This is a genomic window from Chitinimonas lacunae (assembly GCF_042650885.1).
Classification (GTDB): Bacteria; Pseudomonadota; Gammaproteobacteria; order Burkholderiales; family Chitinimonadaceae; genus Chitinimonas_A; species Chitinimonas_A lacunae.
In genome coordinates this window covers 174,065-198,782 of record NZ_JBHSBU010000002.1, presented here as the reverse complement: position 1 = coordinate 198,782, position 24,718 = coordinate 174,065, and the positions used below count along the sequence as shown (strand labels likewise).

1 protein-coding gene (only partly in view) is annotated in these 24,718 nt (G+C 65.0%); it reads left to right on the top strand.

Translation table 11 applies throughout. The features are described from left to right. Nucleotides 1-24,718, top strand: partial view of an FG-GAP-like repeat-containing protein gene (locus ACFOW7_RS21115; protein ID WP_378168424.1) — the 3' portion only. The gene continues 10,694 nt to the left of window position 1, outside the view; the window shows 24,718 of its 35,412 coding nt (coding positions 10,695-35,412); the start codon falls outside the window, past its left edge; the stop codon is at nt 24,716-24,718.

The window sequence follows — 24,718 nt, the reverse complement described above, 5'->3', positions numbered from 1 at the left end:
CGGCCGCGACGATCTGCTGGCGCAGTGGGATGGCGCCAATGGCCGCACCAACCAGCTCGAATACCTGAGCACCGGCGACGGCTACAAGGCCGGCAAGACTGTCGATTTCGCCGGTCCGCTCAACGACAGCCTCGAGACGCTCTATCTCGACCAGAACCGCGATGGCCGGGCCGACTCGGTGCGTATCTATCGCAGCGGCAATGAACTGCACGCCTATTCGGCCGTGCGCCGGCCCGACAGCTACGACCAGTACGACAGCACGGTCGGGCCGTGGAACACCGATACCCAGTATTTCGTGGCCGATCTCACCCACGGCCGCAGTGCCGATGGCTTTCGTGACCTGCTGTCGATCTCGACCCTGGCCGATGGCACGGTCAAGACCAAACACTGGCCGTCTAACGGCAGCAACTACTTTGTCAACGGCTACGAGCAGTCGCTTGGCGCCAGCCGGCCCGGAGCGCGTTATCTGGTGGGCGATCTGACGGGCGACCGGCAGAGCGATATCGTCCAGATCTGGAAAAATGACGCCGGCCAGGCAGTTGCCAGCGTCTGGCGTATGGTGGTCAGCGACAGTGCGACCAGCAATCCGCGCGTCGAATGGGTCGAAGGCCCGGCCCGGGTGCTGGGCGCCTGGAAACAGGATGCCACCTGGCGCCTCAACGACCAGAACCGCGACGGTCGTGCCGATCTGATCGGCGCCTGGACCGAGGAAGACGGCCGCATCACGCTGCAATCGTGGCTCAGCGACGGCGAAAGCCTGCAAGGCACGGGCGACTGGCGCCGCGATACCCGCTATCTCGACGGCGACCTCAATGGTGATGGCCGGCTTGATCTGCTCGAAATCCGCCACGCTGCCGACGGCCGCACCGAAGTGCGGCAATGGCTCGCCACCGCCACCGGTTACGTCGAGGGCAAGACCAGCCGACTGGGCAGCTGGCGCGCCGACAGCCAGTTCCTGGCGGGCGACATCAATGGCGATGGCAAAACCGATCTGGTGGAAATCCGCCGCGAAACCGACCAGCGCGTCAGTGCGACCAGCTGGCTTGCCGGTGACGAGGGTTTCACGCTTGGCGCCACCACCGAACTCGCCAACCATTCGCCCTATCGGGCGATCTATCACCTGGCCGACCTGAGCGGCGACGGCAAGCTCGATCTGGTGATCGAGTGGGACCCGCGTAACGGCAGCACCCGCTTTACCGAGTGGACCAGTCAGGGTGGCCGGTTTGTCCAGGGCAAGGAAGTTGACAGCAACAACTGGATCGACAACCGCTTGCAGACGGTCTTCCTCGACCAGAACCGCGACGGCCGCACCGATATCGTTCGGATCAGCCAAAACGGCAGCAATGTCTACGGCGACCTGCGTCTGCGCCGCGCCGACGGTGGCTTTGACGGCAGTGGCAACTACATCAATGAGACCTGGAATCCCAATGCCCAGTATTTCCAGGCCGATATTACCCACGGCAGAAGCCCCGACGGCCTGCGCGACCTGATCGCCATCACCCCGCAGAGTGACGGCACCATCAAGGCCAAGCACTGGGTAGCCGTCAGCAATAACTTCAACGCCGGCTACGAGCAGTCGCTCGGCGTCATCAAACCGGGCGCCCGCTATCTGGTGGGCGATCTGACCGGCGACCGGCAGAGCGATATCGTCCAGATCTGGAAAAACGATGCGGGCCAAGCGGTCGCTACCGTCTGGCGCATGGCCATCACCGACACGGCCAATGTCAACGGCCGGGTCGAATGGATCAAGGGTCCGGACCGGGTGCTGGGCGCCTGGCAGCCCGATGCCATCTGGCGTCTGACTGACCATAACCAGGACGGCCGCGCCGATCTGGTCGGTGCCTGGACCGGATCCGATGGACACTTGACGATCCAGACCTGGCTCAGCGATGGCGAGAGCCTGCAAAGCACGGGCGACTGGCGCCGCGATGTGCGCTATCTCGATGGCGACCTCAACGGCGACGGCCTGGTCGATATGCTGGAAATCCGCCACGCCAGCGATGGCATGGCCGAAGTACAGCAATGGCTGGCCACCGCCGACGGCTATACGGCCGGCAAACTCAGCCGGCTGGGCAGCTGGCGCGCCGACAGCCAGTTCCTGGCGGGCGACATCAATGGCGACGGCAAAACCGATCTGGTGGAAATCCGCCGCGAAACCGACCAGCGCGTCAGTGCGATCAGCTGGCTCGCCGGCGACGAGGGTTTCACGCTTGGCGCCACCACCGAACTCGCCAACCATTCGCCCTACCGCGCCCGCTACCATCTGGCCGACCTGAGCGGCGACGGCAAGCTCGATCTGGTGATCGAATCCGACCCGCGCAACGGCAGCACCCGTTTTACCGAGTGGACCAGCCAGGGCGGCCGGTTTGTCCAGGGCAAGGAAACCGAAATGGGCGGCTGGATCGACAACCGCTTGCAGACGGTCTTCCTCGACCAGAACCGCGACGGCCGGATCGATATCGTCCGGCTCTACCAGTCGAGCAACAACGTCTACAGCGAAATCCGCCTGCGGCGCGCCGACGGTACTTTCGAGAACGGCAGCAGCGCTTATCTCAACGAGAGCTGGCAGCCGAACACCCTGTACTTCCCGGCCGATATCAGCCATGGCAGAAGCTCGGATGGCTTGCGCGATCTGCTGGCCATCACCCCGCAAGCCGATGGCACGGTCAAGGCCAAACACTGGTATACCAGCGGCAGCTCGTTCAACGCGGGCTACGAACAATCGCTCGGTGCTGCCAAATCGGGTGCCCGCTATCTGGTGGGCGACCTGACCGGTGACCGGCAGAGCGACATCGTCCAGATCTGGAAAAACGAAGCGGGCCAGGCCATCGCCACCGTCTGGCGCATGGCGATCAGCGAGAGCGCTACCGCCAATCCCAAGGTCGAGTGGATCAAAGGCCCCGACCGTCTGCTCGGTCAATGGCACGACGACGCCACCTGGCGGCTCAATGAGCGCAACGGCGACGGCCGGGCCGATCTGGTCGGCGCCTGGACCGACCTGAACGGCCGCCCGACCATCCAGAGCTGGTTCAGCGATGGCGAAAGCCTGCAAGGCACGGGCGACTGGCGCCGCGACACCCGCTATCTCGACGGCGACCTCAATGGTGATGGCCGGCTTGATCTGCTCGAAATCCGCCACGCTGCCGACGGCCGCACCGAAGTGCGGCAATGGCTCGCCACCGCCACCGGTTACGTCGAGGGCAAGACCAGCCGACTGGGCAGCTGGCGCGCCGACAGCCAGTTCCTGGCCGGCGACATCAATGGCGATGGCAAGACCGATCTGGTGGAAATCCGCCGCGAAACCGACCAGCGCGTCAGTGCGACCAGCTGGCTTGCCGGTGAAGAGGGTTTCACGCTTGGCGCCACCACCGAACTCGCCAACCATTCGCCCTATCGGGCGATCTATCACCTGGCCGACCTGAGCGGCGACGGCAAGCTCGATCTGGTGATCGAGTGGGACCCGCGTAACGGCAGCACCCGCTTTACCGAATGGACCAGCCAGGGTGGCCGGTTTGTCCAGGGCAAGGAAACCGATGTGAGCGGCTGGATCGACAACCGCTTGCAGACGCTCTTCCTTGACCAGAACCGCGATGGCCGTATCGATATCACCCGGCTCTACCAGTCGAGCAACAACGTCTACAGCGAAAGCCGCCTGCGTCGCGCCGACGGCGGCTTTGACAATGGCAGCGCCTATGTCAACGACCGCTGGCAGGCCAATAGCCAGTATTTCCAGGCCGATATCGCCCACGGCAGCAGCCCCGACGGTCTCCAGGACCTGATCGCCATCACCCCGCAGGCTGACGGCACGGTCAAGGCCCGCCACTGGTATTCCCATGGCAACTCGTTCAGCGCCGGCTACGAGCAGTCGCTCGGCGCCATCAAACCGGGTGCTCGCTATCTGGTGGGCGATCTGACCGGCGACCGGCAGAGCGATATCGTCCAGATCTGGAAAAACGACGCCGGCCAGGCCGTCGCCGCCATCTGGCGCATGAAAGTCAGCGAAAGCTTCAATTCCAATCGCACGGTCGAGTGGGTCAAAGGCCCCGAACGCATCCTGGGTGCCTGGTCAGACAATGCCACCTGGCGCCTGAGCGACCAGAACCTCGACGGTCGCGCCGACCTGGTCGCCAGCTGGATCGAGGCTGACGGCCAGGTCGCGCTGCAAACCTGGTGGTCCGACGGCGAGAGCCTGCTTGCCAGCGGCGATTGGCGCCGTGATGTGCGCTATTTCGATGCCGATCTCAATGGCGATGGTTTGGTGGATATGCTGGAAATCCGCCATGCCGCCGACGGCACGGCCGAGGTGCGGCAGTGGCTGGCCAGCGCCACCGGCTACCTGGAAGGCAAGACCAGCCGGCTCGGTAGCTGGCGTGCCGACAGCCAGTTCCTGGTCGGCGATATCGACGGCGATGGCAAGAGCGATCTGGTGGAAATCCGCCGCGAACGCGACAACAAGGTGACCGTGCTGAGCTGGCTTGCCCGCGACGAAGGCTTTGTCGCCGGCGGCAGCACCGATATCTCGGCCCAGTCGCCCCACCGTGCCCAATACCATCTGGCCGATCTGAGCGGCGACGGCAAATTCGATCTGGTGATCGAGTGGGACCCGCGTAACGGCAACACCCGCTTTACCGAGTGGACCAGCCAGGGTGGCCGCTTTGCCCAGGGCAAGGAAGTTGACCTGGGCGGCTGGATCGACAACCGGCTGCAGACGGTCTTCCTCGACCAGAACCGCGACGGCCGCACCGATATCGTCCGGCTCTACCAATCGGGTAACTACGTCTACAGCGACCACAAGCTGCGCCGCGCCGATGGCAACTTCGACAGCGGCAGCAGTTACGTCAGCGAGAATTGGAACGGCAACGCCCGTTATTTCCCGATCGATATCAGCCACGGCCGAAGCCCCGACGGCTTCCACGATCTGCTCGGCATCACCCCGCAAGCCGACGGCACGATCAAGGCCAAGCACTGGTACGCCAACGGCAGCTCGTTCAGCGCCGGCCATGAACAGTCGCTTGGGGCAGACAAGCCGGGCGCCCGTTATCTGGTGGGCGACCTGACCGGTGATCGGCAAGGCGATATCGTCCAGATCTGGAAGGACGAAGCCGGCCAGGCCGTCGCCACCGTCTGGCGCATGGCGATCAGCGAAAGCGCTACGGCCAACCCCAAGGTCGAATGGCTCAAGGGACCCGACCGTCAATTGGGCCAATGGTGCGACGACGCCACCTGGCGCCTGAACGACCGCAATGGCGACGGCCGGGCCGACCTGGTCGGCGCCTGGACCGACGATAGCGGCCGACTCGTGGCACAGTCGTGGTTCAGCGACGGGGAGAGCCTGCAAATGGCCGGCGACTGGCGCCGCGACGTCCGCTATTTCGATGGCGACGTCAATGGCGACGGTCTGACCGACCTGCTGGAGATCCGCCATGCCAGCGACGGCCGCGCCGAAGTGCGGCAATGGATCGCCAGTGCCAGCGGTTACGTCGAAGGCAAGACCAGCCGGCTTGGCAGTTGGCGCGCCGACAGCCAGTTCCTGGTCGGTGACATCGATGGCGACGGCAAGACCGATCTGGTGGAGATCCGCCGCGAGACCAACCACCGCGTCACCGCCACCACCTGGCTGGCGGGCGACGAAGGTTTCAGCCTCGGCGCCACCACCGAACTCGCCAATCATTCGCCCTACCGCGCCCGCTATCACCTCGCCGACCTGAGCGGCGACGGCAAACTCGATCTGGTGATCGAATGGGACCCGCGCAATGGCTACACCCGCTTTACCGAGTGGACCAGCCAGGGTGGTCGTTTTGCCCAAGGCAAGGAGGTCGATACCACCCATAACATCGACAACCACCTACAGACGCTGTTTGTCGACCAGAACCGCGATGGCCGCGCCGATATTGTGCGGATCAGCCAAAACGGCAGCAGCCACTACAGCGACAGCCGCCTGCGCCGCGCCGATGGCACTTTCGACGGCGGTGGCAGCTATGTCAGCGACAGTTGGAACCCCAATACCCGCTACTTCCCGGCCGATATCAACTACGGCCGCAGCGGCGACGGCTTGCAGGATCTGCTGGCCATCAGCCAGCAGGCCGATGGCACGGTCAAGGTCAAGCATTGGCAATCGAACGGCAACAACTTCAGCGCCGGCTACGAACAGTCGCTTGGCAATGCCCGACCGGGCGCCCGCTATCTGGTGGGCGATCTGACCGGCGACCGGCAGAGCGATATCGTCCAGATCTGGAAGAACGAAGCAGGTCAGGCCATCGCCACCGTCTGGCGCATGGCCATCACAGAGAGCGCCACCTTCAATGCGCGCGTCGAATGGATCAAGGGACCCGATCGCGAACTGGGCCCGTGGCAGGATGAGGCCACTTGGCGTCTCAATGACCACAACGGCGACGGCCGCGCCGATCTGATCGGCGTCTGGCACGGCCATGACGGCCAACTGGCCATCCGCAGCTGGCTGTTCGACGGCGAAAGCCTGCAAACCCACGGCGATTGGCGCCGCGATGTGCGCTATTTCGATGGCGACGTCAACGGCGACGGCCTCAGCGATATGCTGGAAATCCGCCATGCCGCCGACGGCACGGCCGAAGTGCAGCAGTGGCTTGCCTCGGCAAGCGGCTACAGCGCCGGCCCGGTAAGCCGGCTTGGCAGTTGGCGCGCCGACAGCCAGTTCCTGGTCGGCGATATCGACGGCGACGGCAAGACCGATCTGGTGGAAATCCGCCGCGAACGCGCAGACAAGGTGGTCGCGCAGACCTGGCTTGCCCGCGATGGCGGCTTTGTTGCCGGCGACAGCACCGATATCTCGGCCCAGTCGCCCTACCGTGCCCGCTATTTCCTGGCCGATCTGAGCGGCGATGGCAAGCTCGATCTGGTGATCGAATCCGATCCGCGCAACGGCAATACCCGCTTTACCGAGTGGACCAGCCAGGGCGGCCGTTTCGTCCAGGGCCAGAGCGTGGAAGCCAGCGGCACGATCGACAACCATCAGCGCAGCATCGCGCTCGACTACGCCGGCAAGGATGGCCGCAACGACCTGGTCCGGCTCTACCAGTCGGGCGACACGGTCTATGCCTATACCAACCAGCGCCGCGCCGATGGCAGCTTCTACCAGCAAGGCAACAGCAATCTGGGAAGCTGGCTGCCGTCGTCGCGCTTCTTTGCCGCCGACCTCAATGGCGATGGCCAGGTCGATCTGCTCCAGGTCTATAAGGGCAGCGACAACAATACCCATCTGCGTCACTGGCTGTCCGACGGCAGCGGTTTCCGGATGGAGCGCGATATCTCGATCGGCGAGGACCGGCCCGACAGCCGCTATGTGGTGGCCGACCTCAATGGCGACAACAAGCCCGATGTGGTGCAGATCTGGAAGTCCACCGACGGGCTGGCCAACGCCACCGTCTGGCGCGCCAGCGCGACTGGCTATCTGCGCGCCACCAGCTCGCCACTGGGCGAGTGGTTCGACAGCGCGGAATACCGTCTGCTCAACCAGAACGCCGACGGCCGGCCCGATCTGGTCGCCAGCTATCGCTATCCCGATGGCAGCTGGGGCCGCACGCTGTGGCGCCAGGTCGCCAGCCGCTTCAGTCTGACCGAAACGGTACGCAGCACCGACCCGGCCGCCTTCTCGGTCGAAGCACGCCGCCTCGACGGCAGCCGGCCGCTCGATGCCTTCAGCGGCATCGCGCCCGCCACCTTTGCAGCCGTGCCGGCAGCAGCTTTCAGCGGCGAAACAGCCCGCTTTGCCGCCAGCGCGCCGGGCAGCTTCACCGCTGCCCTGCCCGCCCAGCTCGACGCCACGCCGGCCGCCGGCTTCAGCGCCAGCCGCGACCAGTTTGCCGCACCGGCGGCAGCGGCGTTCGACAGCGCCGGCCCAATCCATTCGGACGCGCGCGATATCGGCTACCTCACCAGCCAGCATCATGGCCCGGCAGTCGAGCAGTTCCGCACCGTCTGGCATATCGATCGGCCGCAGCCAGCCAGCCTGATTGCCGGTGAACAGATACTCGGCACGCCGGCCAGGGATAAGCCCGTGGACTCCGCCGCTCCCCTCAATGGCACCGCCCGCTCGACCGTGGTGCACGAGGTGTTCGATATCGCCGGCAACAAGGCATTCAGCCTTGACGGCAACCGGATGCTGACGCGGCGCTATTTCGACGCCAACGGCAATCTGGTGCGGCAGATCAGCTATGCCACCGCCTATCCGGCCGAGGGCTCGCTCGAACTCCCGGCGTTGACTGCCTGGGCCGACAGCCATGGCAGCAGCGCGGACCAACAGGTGTTTGTGCTGTTCGATGCACTGGATCGCGAAATCTACCGCATCGGCAGCGACCGCAGTGTGGTGGCGAGCGAATACGACGCGGCCGGCCGTCTGCTGAAGAAGATTGTCTACGCCAGGCCGGCGGCGACGACGCTGCCGCTCGACGGCACGGCCAACGCCGCAGCGGTGCATGCGGCCCTCAACCCCGACCCGACCGTCGATATGGTGACCCGCTACGGTTACGACGGGGCCGGCCGCCAGCGCTACCAGATCGACGCCCTGGGCGGCGTGATCGAGCAGCGCTTCGACGCGGCTGGCAATGTGGTGTCGGTGCGCGGCTATAGCCAGACCACCGATCTGGCGGTGTGGGACGCCAGCGGTCGACTCACGGTCAGCCCTTCTGCCAACGACGGGCTGCAACATACCTTCTACGATGGCGCCCAACGCAAGTCGCTGCTGGTCGATGGCGCAGGCTATGTCACCCGCTTCTTCTACAACGATGCCGGTCAACTGCTGAGCCAGATCAAATACGGCCGCCCCATCGCACTGGGCGAGGCACCGACCTGGCAGTCGGTGCTGGCCGCGCTGCCGGCCCAGGCCGACCCGCAGGTCGATTCGATCGAGCGCTACCGCTACGACGGCGCCAGTCGGATCGAATTCGTGATCGACGGCGCCAATCAGGTCGAGCGCCGCCGCTATGACGCACTCAGCCGGGTGGTGCAGACCATCCGCTATACCCAGCCCTATCACGAAGCCGACGGTCTTGGCGTGTTCGACGGCAGCGATGCGGCGGTACGCATCTGGTATCGCGCCGGCAACAACAGCTCGCTGTCGCGCCCGCTTGGCCGCTTCAAGGCCGGCGATGTAGTCACGGCCACGGTGCGTGTCAAGAGCCGGGCCGATACCCAGGCCCATCTGTTCCTTGGCAACCCCAACGGCAGCAATGCCTATAACAGTTCGTCCGAGATCAAGCGCTACGGCCGGGAAGACGGTGGCTGGCAGGTGCTGACGGTCAGCGTCACCATGAAGCAGGACGACGATATGTGGGTCTACCTGTACGGTGACCGCGACGGCGCCTACCACGACGAAAGCCATAGCGTGATCTATGACGACGTCCAGGTCAGCAGCGTCGAACGCGGTCAGGTACTGCGCGACGACTTCCAGAGCGGCCTGACCCTGGGTGGCTATTACGAAGGTCATGCCTGGTACAGCACGGGTCAGCGCAACGACTGGCTGCTGCCCACACCCAATCAGGCAAGCGACCGCATCAGCCAGACCGTCTACGACGAGCTGGGACGTGCCGCCTATACCATCAGCCCCGAAGGCATCGTCACCGAGCAGCGCTTTGACTATCTGGGTCGGGTCGGCGAAACCATCCGCTATGCCGAACCGATCGAGGTGCGGCATGACCTGCTGTACCGGGTGAGCGAGCTGCGCGAGCGCTTCCTGCGCATCGGTACCGAAGACGATGTGCAGCGTCTGGTCTACGACGCCGCCGGCCGCAAACGCTTCGAGATCGACCAGGAAGGCCGGGTGACCAGCTATCGCCACGACAGCTTCGGCCATCTGTTGAGTACGGTGCGCTTTGCCGCTCGGCTGGGCGACACCCCGGCCACACTCGAACAGCTCGAAAACCGCTTCGGCAGCGCCTCGACCGCCGACCGCGCCACCCATATCGTGTACGACCGGCGCGGCCGACCCGTCTATGAGATCGCTGTGGACGGCCAGGTGGCGGCCAATCGCTACGACACCTTTGGCAATCTGATCGAAAGAATAGAATATGCCAAAACACTGCAAGAATTAGAGCCACTAAATCCAGAAAGTATTGAAAAACGCCTAGAGACATCAGAGCAGGACCGTCATACCCACTACCGCTACGATGTCACCGGTCGGCGGATCGAGAGCAAGAACGCGCTGGGTCAGAGCGAGCACTATCAATACGACGGCCAGGGCCGGCAGACCCGCCGCACCGATGGCAACGGCCATCACTGGGAGCGCGAGTACGACGCACGCGGCATGCTGGTGGCCGAGCGTAACGGCGTGGGCGATACCACCCGCTACGGCTATAACGCGCTGGGGCTTCAAACCACCGTCACCGACGGCAACAACCATCGTAGCGAGCAGCGCTACGACGCCATTGGCCGACTGGTGGAGAAGATCGATGCGCTGAAAAACCGCGAACAGTATCGCTATGACGCCTTTGGCAACCTGATCGAGACCATCGACGCCAAGGAACAGTCCACCCGGCGCCAATACGACCTGGCCAACCGCCTGGTCAAGACCGTCGATGCGCTGGGTTACAGTGACATCCGCCGCTACGACCGGCGTGGCAATCTGGTGCAGCAGACACGCCAGGTCCGCCAGGGCGAAGATGGCTTTTCGTTCCAGCTCCAGGACGGCAGCTTCGAGCAGTTCAACGCCGGCAACAGCTATACCTACCGGCCGACCGGCACGCCGTGGACCTTCGAGGGCAATGCCGGCATTTCCGCCCCCAATACCGGCTTTACCAATAATGCGCCGGCCGCACCGTCGGGTGGTCAGGTGGCCTTCTTGCCCCATGGCAGCCGGATCAGCCAGCGCGTCTATCTGGCCGGCGGGACCGAGCTGCGCATCAAGGCCACCCAGCGGCTCAATGCCGGCCAGTTCGACCAGCGCATCCAGGTGCTGGTCGACGGCGTGGCGCAAGGTGCGCCGATCACCCCGCCCCGTGGCCGTTACGAGGAGTTCATCATCCAGTTGGCGGTCGATGTGGTGGGCCTGCATACCATCACCCTGGTGGGACTGGGTACCGAGCGCGGCGACGATGTCACGGCCCTGCTCGACGAGGTCCAGCTGGTCGGTCTCACCGAGGCCGAATCCGAACAGCGCACTACCCGCTACGTCGATCGCAGCGGCCGCCTGCTGGCCCAGGTCAATGCCGCCGGCGAAGCCATCAGCTATGAGTACAACGAGTTTGGCGAAGTCACGGCCGAAATCCGTCATCACGAGCGACTGAGCAGCTGGCGGCCGGAACGGTTGCCGACCCTGACGCTCGACGCCAAGGACCAGGTCAGCCGTACCCGGTACGACCGGGCAGGTCGGGTCGAATCGACCCTTGATGCGCTCGATGGCCTCACCCGCTATCAGTACGATGCCTTTGGCAACCGGCGCGAGCAGATCGATACGCTCAAGCGCCAATCGCTCAGCCGCTACGACGCGCTGGATCGGCTGATCGAAAGCACCGATGCGCTGGGCCGTCGTACCACCTATGACTACGACGGGGCCGGCAACCGCATCGCCATGCGGCTGTTCGCTCCAAGCGGCGAGCAACTGTCACACTATCGCTACGAGTACGACGAAGCCAACCGCCTGGTGCTCGAAACCGGCCCAGGCGGCCGCATCACGCGTTACGGCTATAACAAGGCCAGCCAGCGTATCCGTGCCACCGATGCCAACGACCACAGCATCCTCTACGAATACGATGCCGCCCGCCGCCTGATCAGCGAAACCGACGCCGAGGGTCGCACCACCCACTATGGCTACGATGCCGTGGGCAACCGCACCAGCCAGAAGGACGGCGCCGGCAATCTGACCACTTACCGCTATGACGCCCTGGCGCGGCTGACCGAGATCGAGGACGCCAATCTCCATCGCATCCGCTATCGCTACGATGCGCTGGGCAACCGACTCGAAGAGATCGACGGCAACAACCATGTCCGCCGGATGAGCTACGACGCCGTCGGGCGCCTCGTGCGCGAGCGTGACGGCCGCAATACCGAAACCCGCTACCACTACGATGCCTTTGGCAATCTGCTGCTCAAGCAGCGCGGCAATCGCCCCGGCTCGACCGTGGAATGGCGCTACGAGTACGACCTGCTCAACCGCAAGCAAGTCGAGATCGACGGTGAGGGCTATCGCAGCGAATACCGCTACGACGCCGCCGGCCAGCAATTGGAAAGCCGCCGTGCCATCGACCGCGCCGGTCAGCGCTGGGCCGTCACCCGCTATCAGTACGACCTGGTCGGTCGCCAGATCGGCCTGTTCGACCAGGGCGGCCATCTGACCCAGACCGAGTACGACGGTCGCGGCAATGTGACCGCCCGCACCGTATACGACCGGGTGGTCGACCCGACCGCCGCGGTGCTGCAACCGGTGCCGGGCGAGGTCGGACGCAGCCTGCGTTATGTCTACGATGTCCATGGCCAGCTCAGCAGCGAAACCGGCCTTGACGGCAGCGTGACCCGCTACGGTTACGATGCCCGCGGCAATCTGGTCGAGAAGACCGAATTCGCCGATACCGCCCAGGCCCGTCAGACCCGCTATGGCTATGACCGCAGCAACCGCAAGACCAACGAGACCAATGCCCTGTCGGTCCGCACCGAATACCGCTACGACGAGGCCGGCCGTCTGGCCGCCAAGCTCGAAGCGGTCGATGGGCAGGTCCGGGCGGTGCGCTACGGCTACGACGGCGTCGGCAATATCATCCGCGAGGAGAACCCGCTCGGCGTGGTGACACTGCGCAGCTACGACGGCAACCGCAATCTGACCGAGTTGCGCGAAGCGGCCGGCACTGCGGAACAGCGCTCGACCAGCTACCGCTACGACGCCAATAACGCAGTGCTCGAGGTACGGCGCGCTCATAGCGTGCAGACCCACAGCTACGACGAGTTCGGCAACAAGATCAGCACCCGCCAGGGCGGTCTCGATGGTCCGACCAACCAGTTTGTCTACGACAAGAACAACCGGCTGGTCCGGTCGACCGATGGCGAGGGAGTGAGCAGCAGCTTTGCCTACGATGGGCTCGACAATCTGTTGCAGAGCACTCAGGCCATCGACCGGCCCGGCCAGACCCGCACCGTGCGCCGGCAGTACGACGCCGACCGCCGCCTGAGCACCGAAACCGACGCGCTCGGCTATACCACGCGCTATGAGTACGACGGCGCCGGCAACCGGACCGCCATGACGGTGGGGCTCTATCTGATCGAGCCCGGTAAAGAAGGCTATGACGCGACGCTGGCAGCGTTGGCCCGTCCGGCCACCACCCGCTACCGCTATGACGCCGCCGGCCGCCTGCTGTCGAGCGAAAGCCCGAGCGGCGTGCTGACCACGCAGCAGTACGACCAGGCCGGCAATCTGAAGTGCGTCACCGTGTCGGCCGCCGACGGTAGCGAAGCGCGCACCGTGCATTACCGCTACGACGCGCTGGGCCGCCGCAGCGCCATGGTCGATGCCGAAGGCTTTACCACCACCTATCAGTACAACGAGTTTGGCCAGCCGACCGAACAGACCAGCGGTCTGTATCTGACCGAACCGGGCACCCCTGGCTACGATCCGGCGCTGGCCGCGCGTGCCCGTCCGGCCACGGTGCGGACCGAGTACGACGCGGCCGGCCGGGTTGCGGCCGAGATCAATGGCGCCGGTGAACGGATCGAATACCGCTATGACGGTCTGGGCAACCGGACCGAGCTGATCCGCGCGCCGGGCACGCCGCTTGAGCGGACCGCCCGCTACAAGTACGACGCCGATGGCCGTCTGGTCGAGACCATCACGGCCGAGGGCGGTCGTACCCTGCGGCGCTACCATCCGCACTTCCCCGATCTGGTGCTTGCGGAAGAGGTATTGCAAAGCGATCGCAATGGTGAAGTCTGGCTGCGGCGCAGCTACCAGTACGACCGCGCCATGTACCGGACCCAGGAGCTGACCGATGGCGGCCAGGCCCTGCGCTACGACAACGATCTGTTTGGCAATCGCACAGGCGTCAGCAATACGGCCCTGACCTACAAGACGCAACAAGTCGAGTTCGACGCCCGCAACCGCAGGATCGCCGAGGTCGATGCCGACGGCCGCCGCAGCGAATACCGCTACGACAGCCGTAACAACCTGATCTGGCAGCGTGACGCCACCGGCCGCGAAAGCCGCTTCTATTACGATGCCGACAACCGCTTGCTGGCCACGCTCGACCCGGCCGGCCAGCTCACCAGCCATCGCTACAACCTCCATGGCCAGCAGATCGAGACCATCCGCCACGCCACCCCGCTGAGCGGTCCGTTCAGCGACTTCGTCCGGCCCGAGCCTGCGCCCAGCGCCCTCGACCGGCGCGAGCAGATGGTTTACGACGCGCGCGGCCAACTGGTCGCCAGCATTGCCGTCGACGGCAGCGAAACCCGCTATCTGCGCGACAGCCGCGGCAATGTGATCGAAGAGCGGGCCTTTGCCAACACCGATAAGCCGCGTGTCACGCGGGCCGAGTACGACGGCGCCGGCCGCCAGATCAGCCTGCTCAGCCCGGGCGGCATGAAGACCGTGAGCCACTACGACGCCGCCGGCAACCGGGTGCGGCAGGAGCAGAGCGACCCGGCCCAGCCCTCGCTGCCGGTCCGGATCACCGAGTACGAGTACGACCGTGACAACCGGCAGATCGCCGAGATCGTCGATCCCGACGGACTGCGCGTCATCACCCGGGTCGAATACGACAGAATCGGCAATCTGGTGGCCCGCATCGACGGTGAAGGCCGGCGCCATAGCTTTGTCTTCGACGGCTATAACCGCCAGACCGCCGAAATCGATGGCCTGGGCAATACCGTCAAACGCTTCCAGTACGACGCGATCGGCCGGGTATCGCAGGCTACCGACGCCCAGGGCGAGGTGCTGTTCAGCTACGACAAGCTCGACCGCAAGCTCAGCGAGACCCGCAATGTGGCCTGGCAGTCGCTCAATGGCAGCGGCAGCGCGCTGATCACCCGCTATCAGTACGACAGCGCCGGCAATCTGGTGCAGCTGACCCATCCCGATGGCACCAAGACGACCCGTTACTACGACAGCACGGGCCGGCTACAGGCTGAGATCGATACCGATCAGGTGCTGCGCGAGTATGGCTATGACCATTTCGGCCAGCAGACCAGCGAGACCGTCTATCTGACCCGCCTCGACATTGCAGCCCACCAGCCCGAGCGGCGCCCCGTGCCGCCGGCGGGCGGCTCGCAGCAGACCCGGCGCGAATACGACCAGAGCGGCCGACTCCAGCGAGTGGTCTACCCGGCCGTCGAAGTCACCCGGATGGTCAGCCGTGGCACGGCCAACCCAGTTGCCGTCAGCGAGACCGTGACGCCCGAGGAGCGTCATCTCTATGACCGCTTCGGTGCCGAGATCGAGACCGTGGACCGTGCCGGCCGGCGTACCTTGTCCTACTACGACGCCGTCGGGCGGGTGGTGGCCAAGGTCGATGCGGCAGGCTATCTGACCGAGATCGACTACGACGCCGGCGGCAGCCCGCTGCGGCAGCGCGTCTATGCCATACCGCTCGATATGGCCAGCGTCACGGCCGCCACCCGGCCGCAGGGCCTGGGTGAGCCGGCCGTCACCGATCTGCGCTACGATGCGGCCGGTCGGGTCAGCGAGCAGATCGACCCGGGCCGGACCGTGGCCAACAGCCAGGGCCAGCTCAGCACCGGCGTGCGGCCGGTGGTGCGTTACCAGTACGACAGCCAGGGCAATGTGATCCGCAAGACCCTGGGGGCCGGCAGCGGCGATGCCGTCGACATCCACCAGTACTACGACCGCGCCGGCCGTCTGCTGGCCATCATCGACCCGCGCCGCATGCTGACCCTGTACGGCTATGACGCCGCCGGCAACCGCGCGGTGGAACAACGCTTCGGCCGCGCCGTGGCGGCCGGGGTCGACCTGGCGGCACAGACCGGCGACCCGGCGGCGCTCTATGCGCTGGTCGGCGATCATCCGGACGACCAGGTAACGCTGTACGAATTCGACGGCGCCCGTCGGGTGCTGCGGCAGCGTGACGCGCTGGGCGGCATCAGCCGTGACGCCAGCGGCCGGGTACTGGCGCTCAATGGCCAGGTGGCCGAGCGGGTCTATGCCTACGACGCGCTGGGTCATCGCACCTATAGCCGCGACGCCAACGGCAACGTCACCCGCAGTCAGTTCGACAGCAAGGGACGGATGGTCAAGACCATCAACGTCGACGGCAGCGGCACGCTCGCCAGCTACGACAGCCTGGGCAATCAGACCTACGTCTATACCGGCGAGATGCCCAACCAGGCCGTGCTGCCCAGCCAGATCAGCGCAACCCAGGGCGACGCGATCCAGATCGACTGGCAGCTCGGCAGCTCGATCCCGAACGGCCGCACCTGGGTGGTGTTCGATCACGCCTCGCATGAGCGGATCGACGACTATCCACAGCGTGCCGGCGAACAGCTCGCCCTGGCCGGCAACCATGGCGCCCGTCTGCCCAAGCCCGGCGACGGCGGCAAGCTGTACTTCCGGGTGGTCAGCCAGGACGGCGCCGGCAATCTGGTCTGGGGCGAGGAAAAGGTCGTTACCGCTTCGCCGCAATACGACCGGGTCGATATCTTCGACAACGGCAACGGCGGCCTGCGCCTACGGGTGCATTTCGCCGGTCGGATCGACAATCCGACCCTCAACTGGGGCTATAACGGCACCACCGCGACCCCGGTCGCCTTGCAAAGCGTGGGCGATGGCTACTATCAGGTCGAACTCAGCGGCATCAGCAATCCCAGGGCGTTCAGCTATACGGTGAGCTGGGCCGATGAAACCGGCCGGGTTCAGACCGGTCTGGTGCAGAAGCTCGCCTCGCCCACTCCGCGCAATACCCCGTCGGTACAGCTCTTCCATCAGGTCACCAACCCCGAGGCCGAGAACGCCGCCCAGTTCGGCTACAAGATCGCGCTCAATGTCTCGCTCGACCCGGCCCAGGCGGCCCGGATGCCGATGGTGCTCGCCGAATACCGACCGGTGGGCCGCAATGAGATGCCGCGTCAGGCCGCGGTATTTGGCCGTCTCCTCAATGGCCGCATGGTGTACGAGCTGGCACTGGGTCATGCCGAGGAGGCGCTGACTGCCGGCGATTATGAAATCTCGCTCTACGGCACCGATCCCGCCAACGAGACGGTGGTCGGGCTCGATCGACTGCGCTATAGCGTGGTGGCGCTGCCCAAGCCCACCGATAACGGCAACTCGGCCGAGCAGGTGATCAAGTCGGTCACCACCGCGGTGCTCCATGCAAGCTGGGACAGCCCGCATAGCAGCTTCGACGGGCAGTGGGTGGTGGTGAATGGCCAGTTGCAGCCGGTGGACGTCCAGGGCAGCAATATGGTGCTCGACCTGGCGCCGCTTGGTCAGGGCTCGCAGGCAGTCGATGTCTACTACACCCGTGCCGTGACCACCGACCACCGCAACAGCCTGAGCTCGACCCAGGCCACGGTCTGGGTGCGGCAACCGGTCCAGCCGGCGCTCAATGGCAGCTTCGAGAGTCCCGATCTGAGCAGCGATCCGACCAAGATGCGTGCCCAGCCGACCGGCGCCGACTGGCAGTTCAGCGCCACGGCCGGTATTGCCGCCACCGGCTCGACCATCCTGACCTCGGCGCCGGCGCTGCCCGCTGGGCGGCAGGCCGGCTATATCCAGGGCGAAGGCAGCATCAGCCAGCAACGCTATCTGACGCCCACTAGCCAGATCACCTTCTACGCCAGTCAGCAGGTCAATCAGGTCGACGGCAAGCAGCGGCTCCGGGTGTTGCTCGATGGTGTGCCGACCGGCACGGTCATCACGCCGCCAAGCGGCCGCTTCGAGAACTTTACCGTGGCACTCGACCCGGCCGTGGCGGGTCTGCACACCATCACCCTGGAAGCTCTCGGCGACAGCGCAGGCCAGAGTGCCGGGGTACTGCTCGACAGCATCAACTTTGTGACGGCCGTCGAGACGCCGGTACCCGACACCTACCATCTCGATCTTGCCTATACCCTGTCGGCGGCGGAGATCGCCACCATGCAGGGCGGACTGCGCTTTAGCTACCGCCTGCGCGGCGGCAGCGCCGCAGCGACCGAGATCAATCTGACTGCGGAAGCCAATGGCCGCTTCAGCGGTCGGGTGGCCTCGCTCAAGAACGGCGACTACGAGATCAAGGCCTATTACACCGATCTGCAAGGCCGCACCGTGGTGGTCGATTGGCGCCAGCATGAAGCCAAACGCGGCTTCAACGACGGCGGCCGCAGCACGATCATCGTGGCTAAGGAGCAGCAGGCCCAGTTGCAGGTCAGCGGCGGCATCACACGCAGTACCGATGGCATCTACCTCGGCCCGCAGGAACAGGGCCAATTGGTCCTGCCGCTGGCGGTGCAGTCCACCGGACTCGAAGGCGGCAGCCGCGCCAGCGATGGACGCGACCGCGGCTATTTCATCGACAACCGCCATGACGCACTGGGTCGCAAGGTCGCCGGCCTGGAGACCGACGGTTTCTGGCGCGAATACGGACTCGACCAGGCCGGCAATGTGGTGCGCACCACGGTCTACGACAAGCAAGGTGGCAATCTGCTCTACACCACCTTTGCCGAGTACGACGGCCGCAACCGCAAGACCGCCGAATGGAGCGCCCCGTTCAATGCCAACGACGCCGGCCTTCACAGCCAGCGCACCCTGACCCACTATCGCTATAACCGTCTCGACCAGGTTTCCGAGCAGGTCGTGCTGTACCGCGACTATGCCGGCAATGTGTTCGACGACCCGCTCGACCCGGCTGTCGGGGTACGCACCCGGGTGGTCTATGACGCCGCCGGCCAGCGTGTCGCCCTGATCGATGCCCTGGGTCAGCGGCAGGAAATCCAGTACGACGTGCTGGGCCGCGAAGTGGGCCAGATCGACGAGCGCAACTATCGCAGCAGCAAGCGCTACGACGCCCTGGGCAATCTGGTGGCCGAAACCAACGGCGCCAGCGATGAAACCCGCTATGAGTACGATGCCCTGGGCCGGCGGACCACCGTGATCGATGGCCGTGGCAACCGCAACACCATCGTCTACGACCGCCTGAACCGGGTCGTGAAGCAGGGTGAAGCGAGCTTTGGCTACGACCTCAACGGCAACCGCACCAGCAGCCAGCAGGGCAGTTACCGGGTGGTCCACGACTACGACGCGCTCAACCGCGTGGTGGCAACCCATAGCTGGCAGAACGGCCGGGAGATCATCGAGCGGCGTGCCTACGACGTCTACGGCAATCTGGTGGCCGAAACCGACGGCATGGGCCGCACCAAGAGCTACCGCTACGGTGCCTTCAACCGGCTGCTGGAGAGCAGCGACGAGGGCGGGGTGATCACCCGCTACGAGTACAACTCGCTCGGGCAGCAGACCCGCGAATACAACAGCGAAGGCCGCGATATGCGGCGGAGCTGGGATATTTCGGGCCATCTGCTGCGCCTTGACGACCTGGGCAGCGGCAGCATCACCGAATACGGCTACGACGCCAGCGGCCGTCGGGTACGCGAGCATTTCCGTGGCAACGGTCAGCAGCGCGATATGCGCTACGAGTACGACGCCATGGGTCGCCAGACCGCCTGGAAGGATCAGGCCAGCGGTCTGGGCGAGCGCAGCCAGTACGACGCCCACGGCAACAAGATCAAGGTCTGGAGCGAAGGCGGCCATACGGCCTTCAGCCATGTCTACGATTTCGACGGCGCCAACCGGGTAACGCGGATCGACAACTACGGTCGTCTGATGCATGCCTACCGCTACGACGCGGCCGGCAACCGGATCGAGGACTTCGACGGCACGCGCCGGGTCGAGTATCTGTACGACGCCCAGAACCGGGTGACGGTGGCGCGCTGGCGCGGCACAGCCGCCGCCAATGCCAAGGAAGTCGGCTACGAGCAGGCCGACTGGGTGGGCCTCAGCAACCCGAACGGCGACAGCGACAGCGTCACCGCCCGGGCCATCCGCCTGCATATCGGCGCACCAAGCGAACAGAACGGCAGCTTCGATCTGGTCGCCCAGGGCGACACGCTGCGCAAGCTGGCCGCCTTCTACCTGGGCGATGGCGAGCGCTGGCAGAGCCTGAGCGTGCTCAACGGCAGCGCAGCGGGACCGGACAGTGTCCTGGCCACCGGCAGCATCGTGCGCCTGCCCAACAGCCTGCGCGCGCTGGCGATTGCCCACTACGGCGATGGCCGTGGCTGGGATGTGATCGCCAATGCCAACGGGCTGAGCGGCAGCGACCCCGACCAGGAACTGGCCGATGGCACCGCCCTGACCCTGCCGCATCTGTGGCAGATGACCTGGCAGTACGACCAGAACGGCAATGTGGTCCGCCAGGGTTCGGGTTTTGGCTGGCATGCCGCCAAGGAGAGCTACAGCTACTTCTACGAAAACAACCGCAAGTACCGTAACGAAGAGCGCGGGCTGGCCGAGGTGCGCTATCCGATCGGCGGCCGCTTCGGCGGCTGGTTCTCGCGCCTGTTCAGCGGCAAGTCGCATCGTCTGGCCATCTTGCAGTCAAGCGACATGACGCTCGATCTGAGCGGCCGCATGACCGATATGCGGATCAAGACCTACTCGGACCATACCCTGTCCTGGTCGCACTTCACCACCGGTTCGCCGCTCAACGAAGCGGAAATGCGCGCCTGGCAGCGCCGGGCGGTCGATCCGACCCAGTTCGGTGCCGACGTCAAGGAGATGTATTTCCGTTACGACTACTTTGCCGACGGCCGCACCCGTGGCATCAGCGGCAACGGGGTAAAGAACGCACGGGGTTCGAGCGAATTCCACTACAACGCCAACCGCAATCTGGTGAAGCAGGTCCAGGGTCGTGGCGACGGGATGGAGCGCAGCGAACAGAGCACCTTCGTCTACGACGGTGAAGGCCATATCGTCTACAAGTGGCACGATCCGGGTCGCAAGGACACCCACAACGAGTCGATCCAGTACTACTACGCCAATGGCCAGGCGGTGGGCGAGAGCGGGCAATACAGCGACGGCACCAGCAAGACCTTGCTCGATGACGGCCGCTTTGCCTCGATCGAGACCATCGACCGGGACTTCCCGGCCGGCAGCAGCGCCAGCTACACGGCGCGCGGCGGCGAGACGCTGCGGCAGGTGGCGGCACAGCTCTGGGGTAATCCGGAACTGTGGTATCTGCTGGCCGAGGCCAATGGTCTGGAACCGCTGGCCGAACTCAAGGCCGGCACCCGCCTCACCATCCCGAGCCACTCGCGCAGTGACCGCGTCAACGCCGATACCTTCAAGCCCTATCAGGAAGACGAGATCATCGGCAGCCAGATGCCGAACCTCAAGACGCCGCCGCCCAAGAAGAAATGCGGGGGTTTCGGCCAGATCCTGATGATCATCGTGGCGGTGGTGGTCACCATCTACACGGCCGGCGCCGCCGCCGGGGTATTCGGTGCCACGGTCACGGCCTCGGGCGCGACCGCAGCAGGCGTTGCAGCCGGCACGGCCGCGACGTCGATGGGCACCATGGCCGCCGGGATGGCTGCACTGGGCGGCAGTATGGGCTGGGCCGGCATCGCGGCTGCCGCAGTCGGCGGCTTCGCCGGCTCGGTGGCAAGCCAGCTGGTCGGCAAGGCCACGGGCGACGTCGAGCACTTCAGTCTCAAGCGCGCAGTGGTGTCGGGCCTCTCTTCAGCTCTGACTGCCGGTATCGCCAGCGGCTCGGGCACCATGCTGAGTCAGGGGCTGGACAAGGTCAGCGCGACCTTCGGCAGCTACAGCCAGTACGCCCGCGCCGCCGCCAGCGCCATGATCAGCAATGCCGCGACCCAGCAGGTATCGATCTGGATGAAGCTGCAAGAGCGCTTCAGCTGGTCACAGGTAGCTGCCGCTGGCGCCGCTGCGCCAGTCACCAGCGCCCTGAGCCAGCAGTTCGACAAGATGCTTGATGTCGACCGCTCGCTGTTGCCGCTGCTCAAGCAAGGCATCAGCAGCAGCGACATGATGATGCAGATGGGCCAGCGCCTGTTGAGCGACACCCTGAGCAATCTCGCAGGCAGCGCGCTCGACCATAAGCTCAACCAGGAGTTCGACCGCAGCGGCCGCTACCAGGGGCAGTTCCGCCTGGGCGATGCCCTGCCCGGTGCAATCGGCAACGCCATCGGCGAGTCGATCAAGAGCTACTTCCGCGACGAATACCAGCTCGATGTCCGCAAACGGCTGCAAGCCCAGCAGGACGCCGCAGCCATCGTGGCGGAACACCGTCAGCGCGTGCAACAGGCCGAGGCCGAAGCGGCGGCGGCGGCAGCACCGTTTGCCGACACCCAGGCCAACCGTCTGCTCCAGGCGGCCATGGCCAAGGAAGGCGCGCTCGATCTGGCCGCATTTGGCCCACGCTCCACCGAGGGCATCCAGGCACTGTTGTCGGCGGCCGACCCCAGACTGCGGCAGCAGTTCGGCGAACGTGTCGAGGCGCTCAGAGCAGCGCAGGCCCAGCAGACGGCGACCGAACCGGCCCAGGCCGAACCGGAACCGCGCGAAACCGTCCGGGCTGGCGACTTCGGCGGCTCGCTCGAACGCTTCTCCCGCCAGCGGCTCGGTCCGAATGCCTCCAACCGGGCCGTGCGTGACTACACACTGGTGATGATCGAGGTCAACGGTATCAAGGACCCGCGCCGTATCCAGGCCGACGCCGTCTGGCAGGTTCCGGGCGCCGGTGAAGAGATCGAGATCAGTGCCAACAGCCAGCGCGTCTGGGCACGCGATATCCGTATCGGCGAACAGATCAAGGCCCGCCGTGCCGCTGAAGCCGCCGCTGCGGCCGAAGCCGCTGCCCGCAGCAAGGCAGCCAGCGAAGCCTTTATGGCGCAACTCAACGGCGGCACGCTCTCCAACGGCCCGCTGGCGCCGTCGTTCCTGCAAGGCACTTCCTGGCTCGATGCCAGCCGTGGCAGCAGCTTCAGTGCCATGGCCATGGGCAACGCCTCGCAGATACGACAGGCGGCAACACCACAGATCGAACTCGACCCGATCCGTTCGAACAGCTCAAGCACCAATGCAGCGGCAATGGGCGTCCGCGATATCGATTGGGAGCGTGGCTTTGCCGAGACCCAGCAAAAGGGCGGCAGCGTCGCTTGGTTCAACGTCCGCTTCACGGCCAAATACACCGCCTACAAGGCATGGAATCTGGTAACGGGGGGCTTTGTCGAGCGACAGGACCAGCGCGAGATCAAGTATGAGGCCGGCGCCATCACCCGTAGCGAGTACTGGACCGGCACGGGCATCGACACCGGTGTCAGCGTCGGTGGCACCCTGCTCGGCGGCAAGGCCGGCAATGTGGTCGCCAACTCGGTCAAGAACAAGGCTGCCGGCATGCTGGCGGCCGGTGCCACCGAAAATGGCGTGATGAACGCCATGGCACAGGCCGGCGACCGCCTCACCTACGAGATCACGGACGGCAGGCTGGGTCGCGAGAGCTTCAGCCTCAAGGAATGGGCGGTGGAGACCGGCGCAGGTGCGCTGCTGGGCTACGGCGCCGGCAAGCTCGCCGACACCCGGGTCGGCCGTATGACCTTGCGGGAAATGCGCGAAGAAGCCGGCAATATCGTCGGCACCGTCCGGGTCAAGATCGGCGAGACGGTCGACAACCTGATCGAACGGGTCAGACCGACGGCCACGCCCAAGGTCAGCGATCCGGTGATCGAGAGCCTGAGCCAGCTCGAGTTCAGTACGCCCCGCACGGGAGGAGGCTGCTTTATCCAGGGCACGCTGGTCCATACCCGCAACGGGCTTGTGCCGATCGAGAAAATCCGGGTCGGCGACTGGATACTGTCGCAGCCAGAGGCAACCGGCGAGATCGGCTACAAGCAGGTCGCCAATACCTTTGTGTTCCACGACAAGGAAATCCTGCGCCTGCGCTTTGCCACCGCCGATGGCCGCACCGAACAGGTGCTCGCCACGCCGAACCACCCGTTCTGGGTCAACCATATCGGCTGGACCGGCGCCGAATATCTGGAGCCAGGCCATGAGATAGAATTGGCCGACCGCCAGCATGCAGTCGTGCTGGACGTCGAGCCGACCGGCGCGACCGAGACGGTGTACAACTTCGAAGTCGAGGGTTTCCACACCTATTACGTCGGTGAGCTGGGGCTATGGGTCCACAACACCGGCTGTATGCAGGGAATGGAGACGCGGGGGGATACGGTTGTACCCAACCAGACGACAACTTCCCTAGAGCGTCTTATTCCTGATGGCATCAGTCCTGCCCGGTTTAACCAACTGGTCGACCAGTTCAAAGAACTGCCAAACGCACAGGCTTATAAGGGCTGGAAAAATAGCCTGATCAAGGAAGGTGTAGACCCGACCTATATCCCGGAGATCGTCCATCAAGGCTCACTTGCCCGAGGAGAGAACATCTGGGGCGATAACTGGAAACGTTACTATGAGGAAATCTCTGGTACGACCTTCCCGGGCAAACCGTTCCATGCTCACCACTTGGTAGAAAAGATGGGCACCAGCATCGAAGCGGCGATGAACCGGAAGATTCTGCGTGAAGTTGGGATCGACACCAATCTGAGCCGTGAGAATCTCACCTGGGCGCCCAATATCGAGGGACAGCACGGCAGCGGGCCACAAGGAGAGCTGCTGGGCAAATTGCTGGAAGTGCGTGGCAATCGTACCGGGGTCATCGATGTATTGAGCCAGTGGGCCATCATTTCCCAACGGAGAAAATAA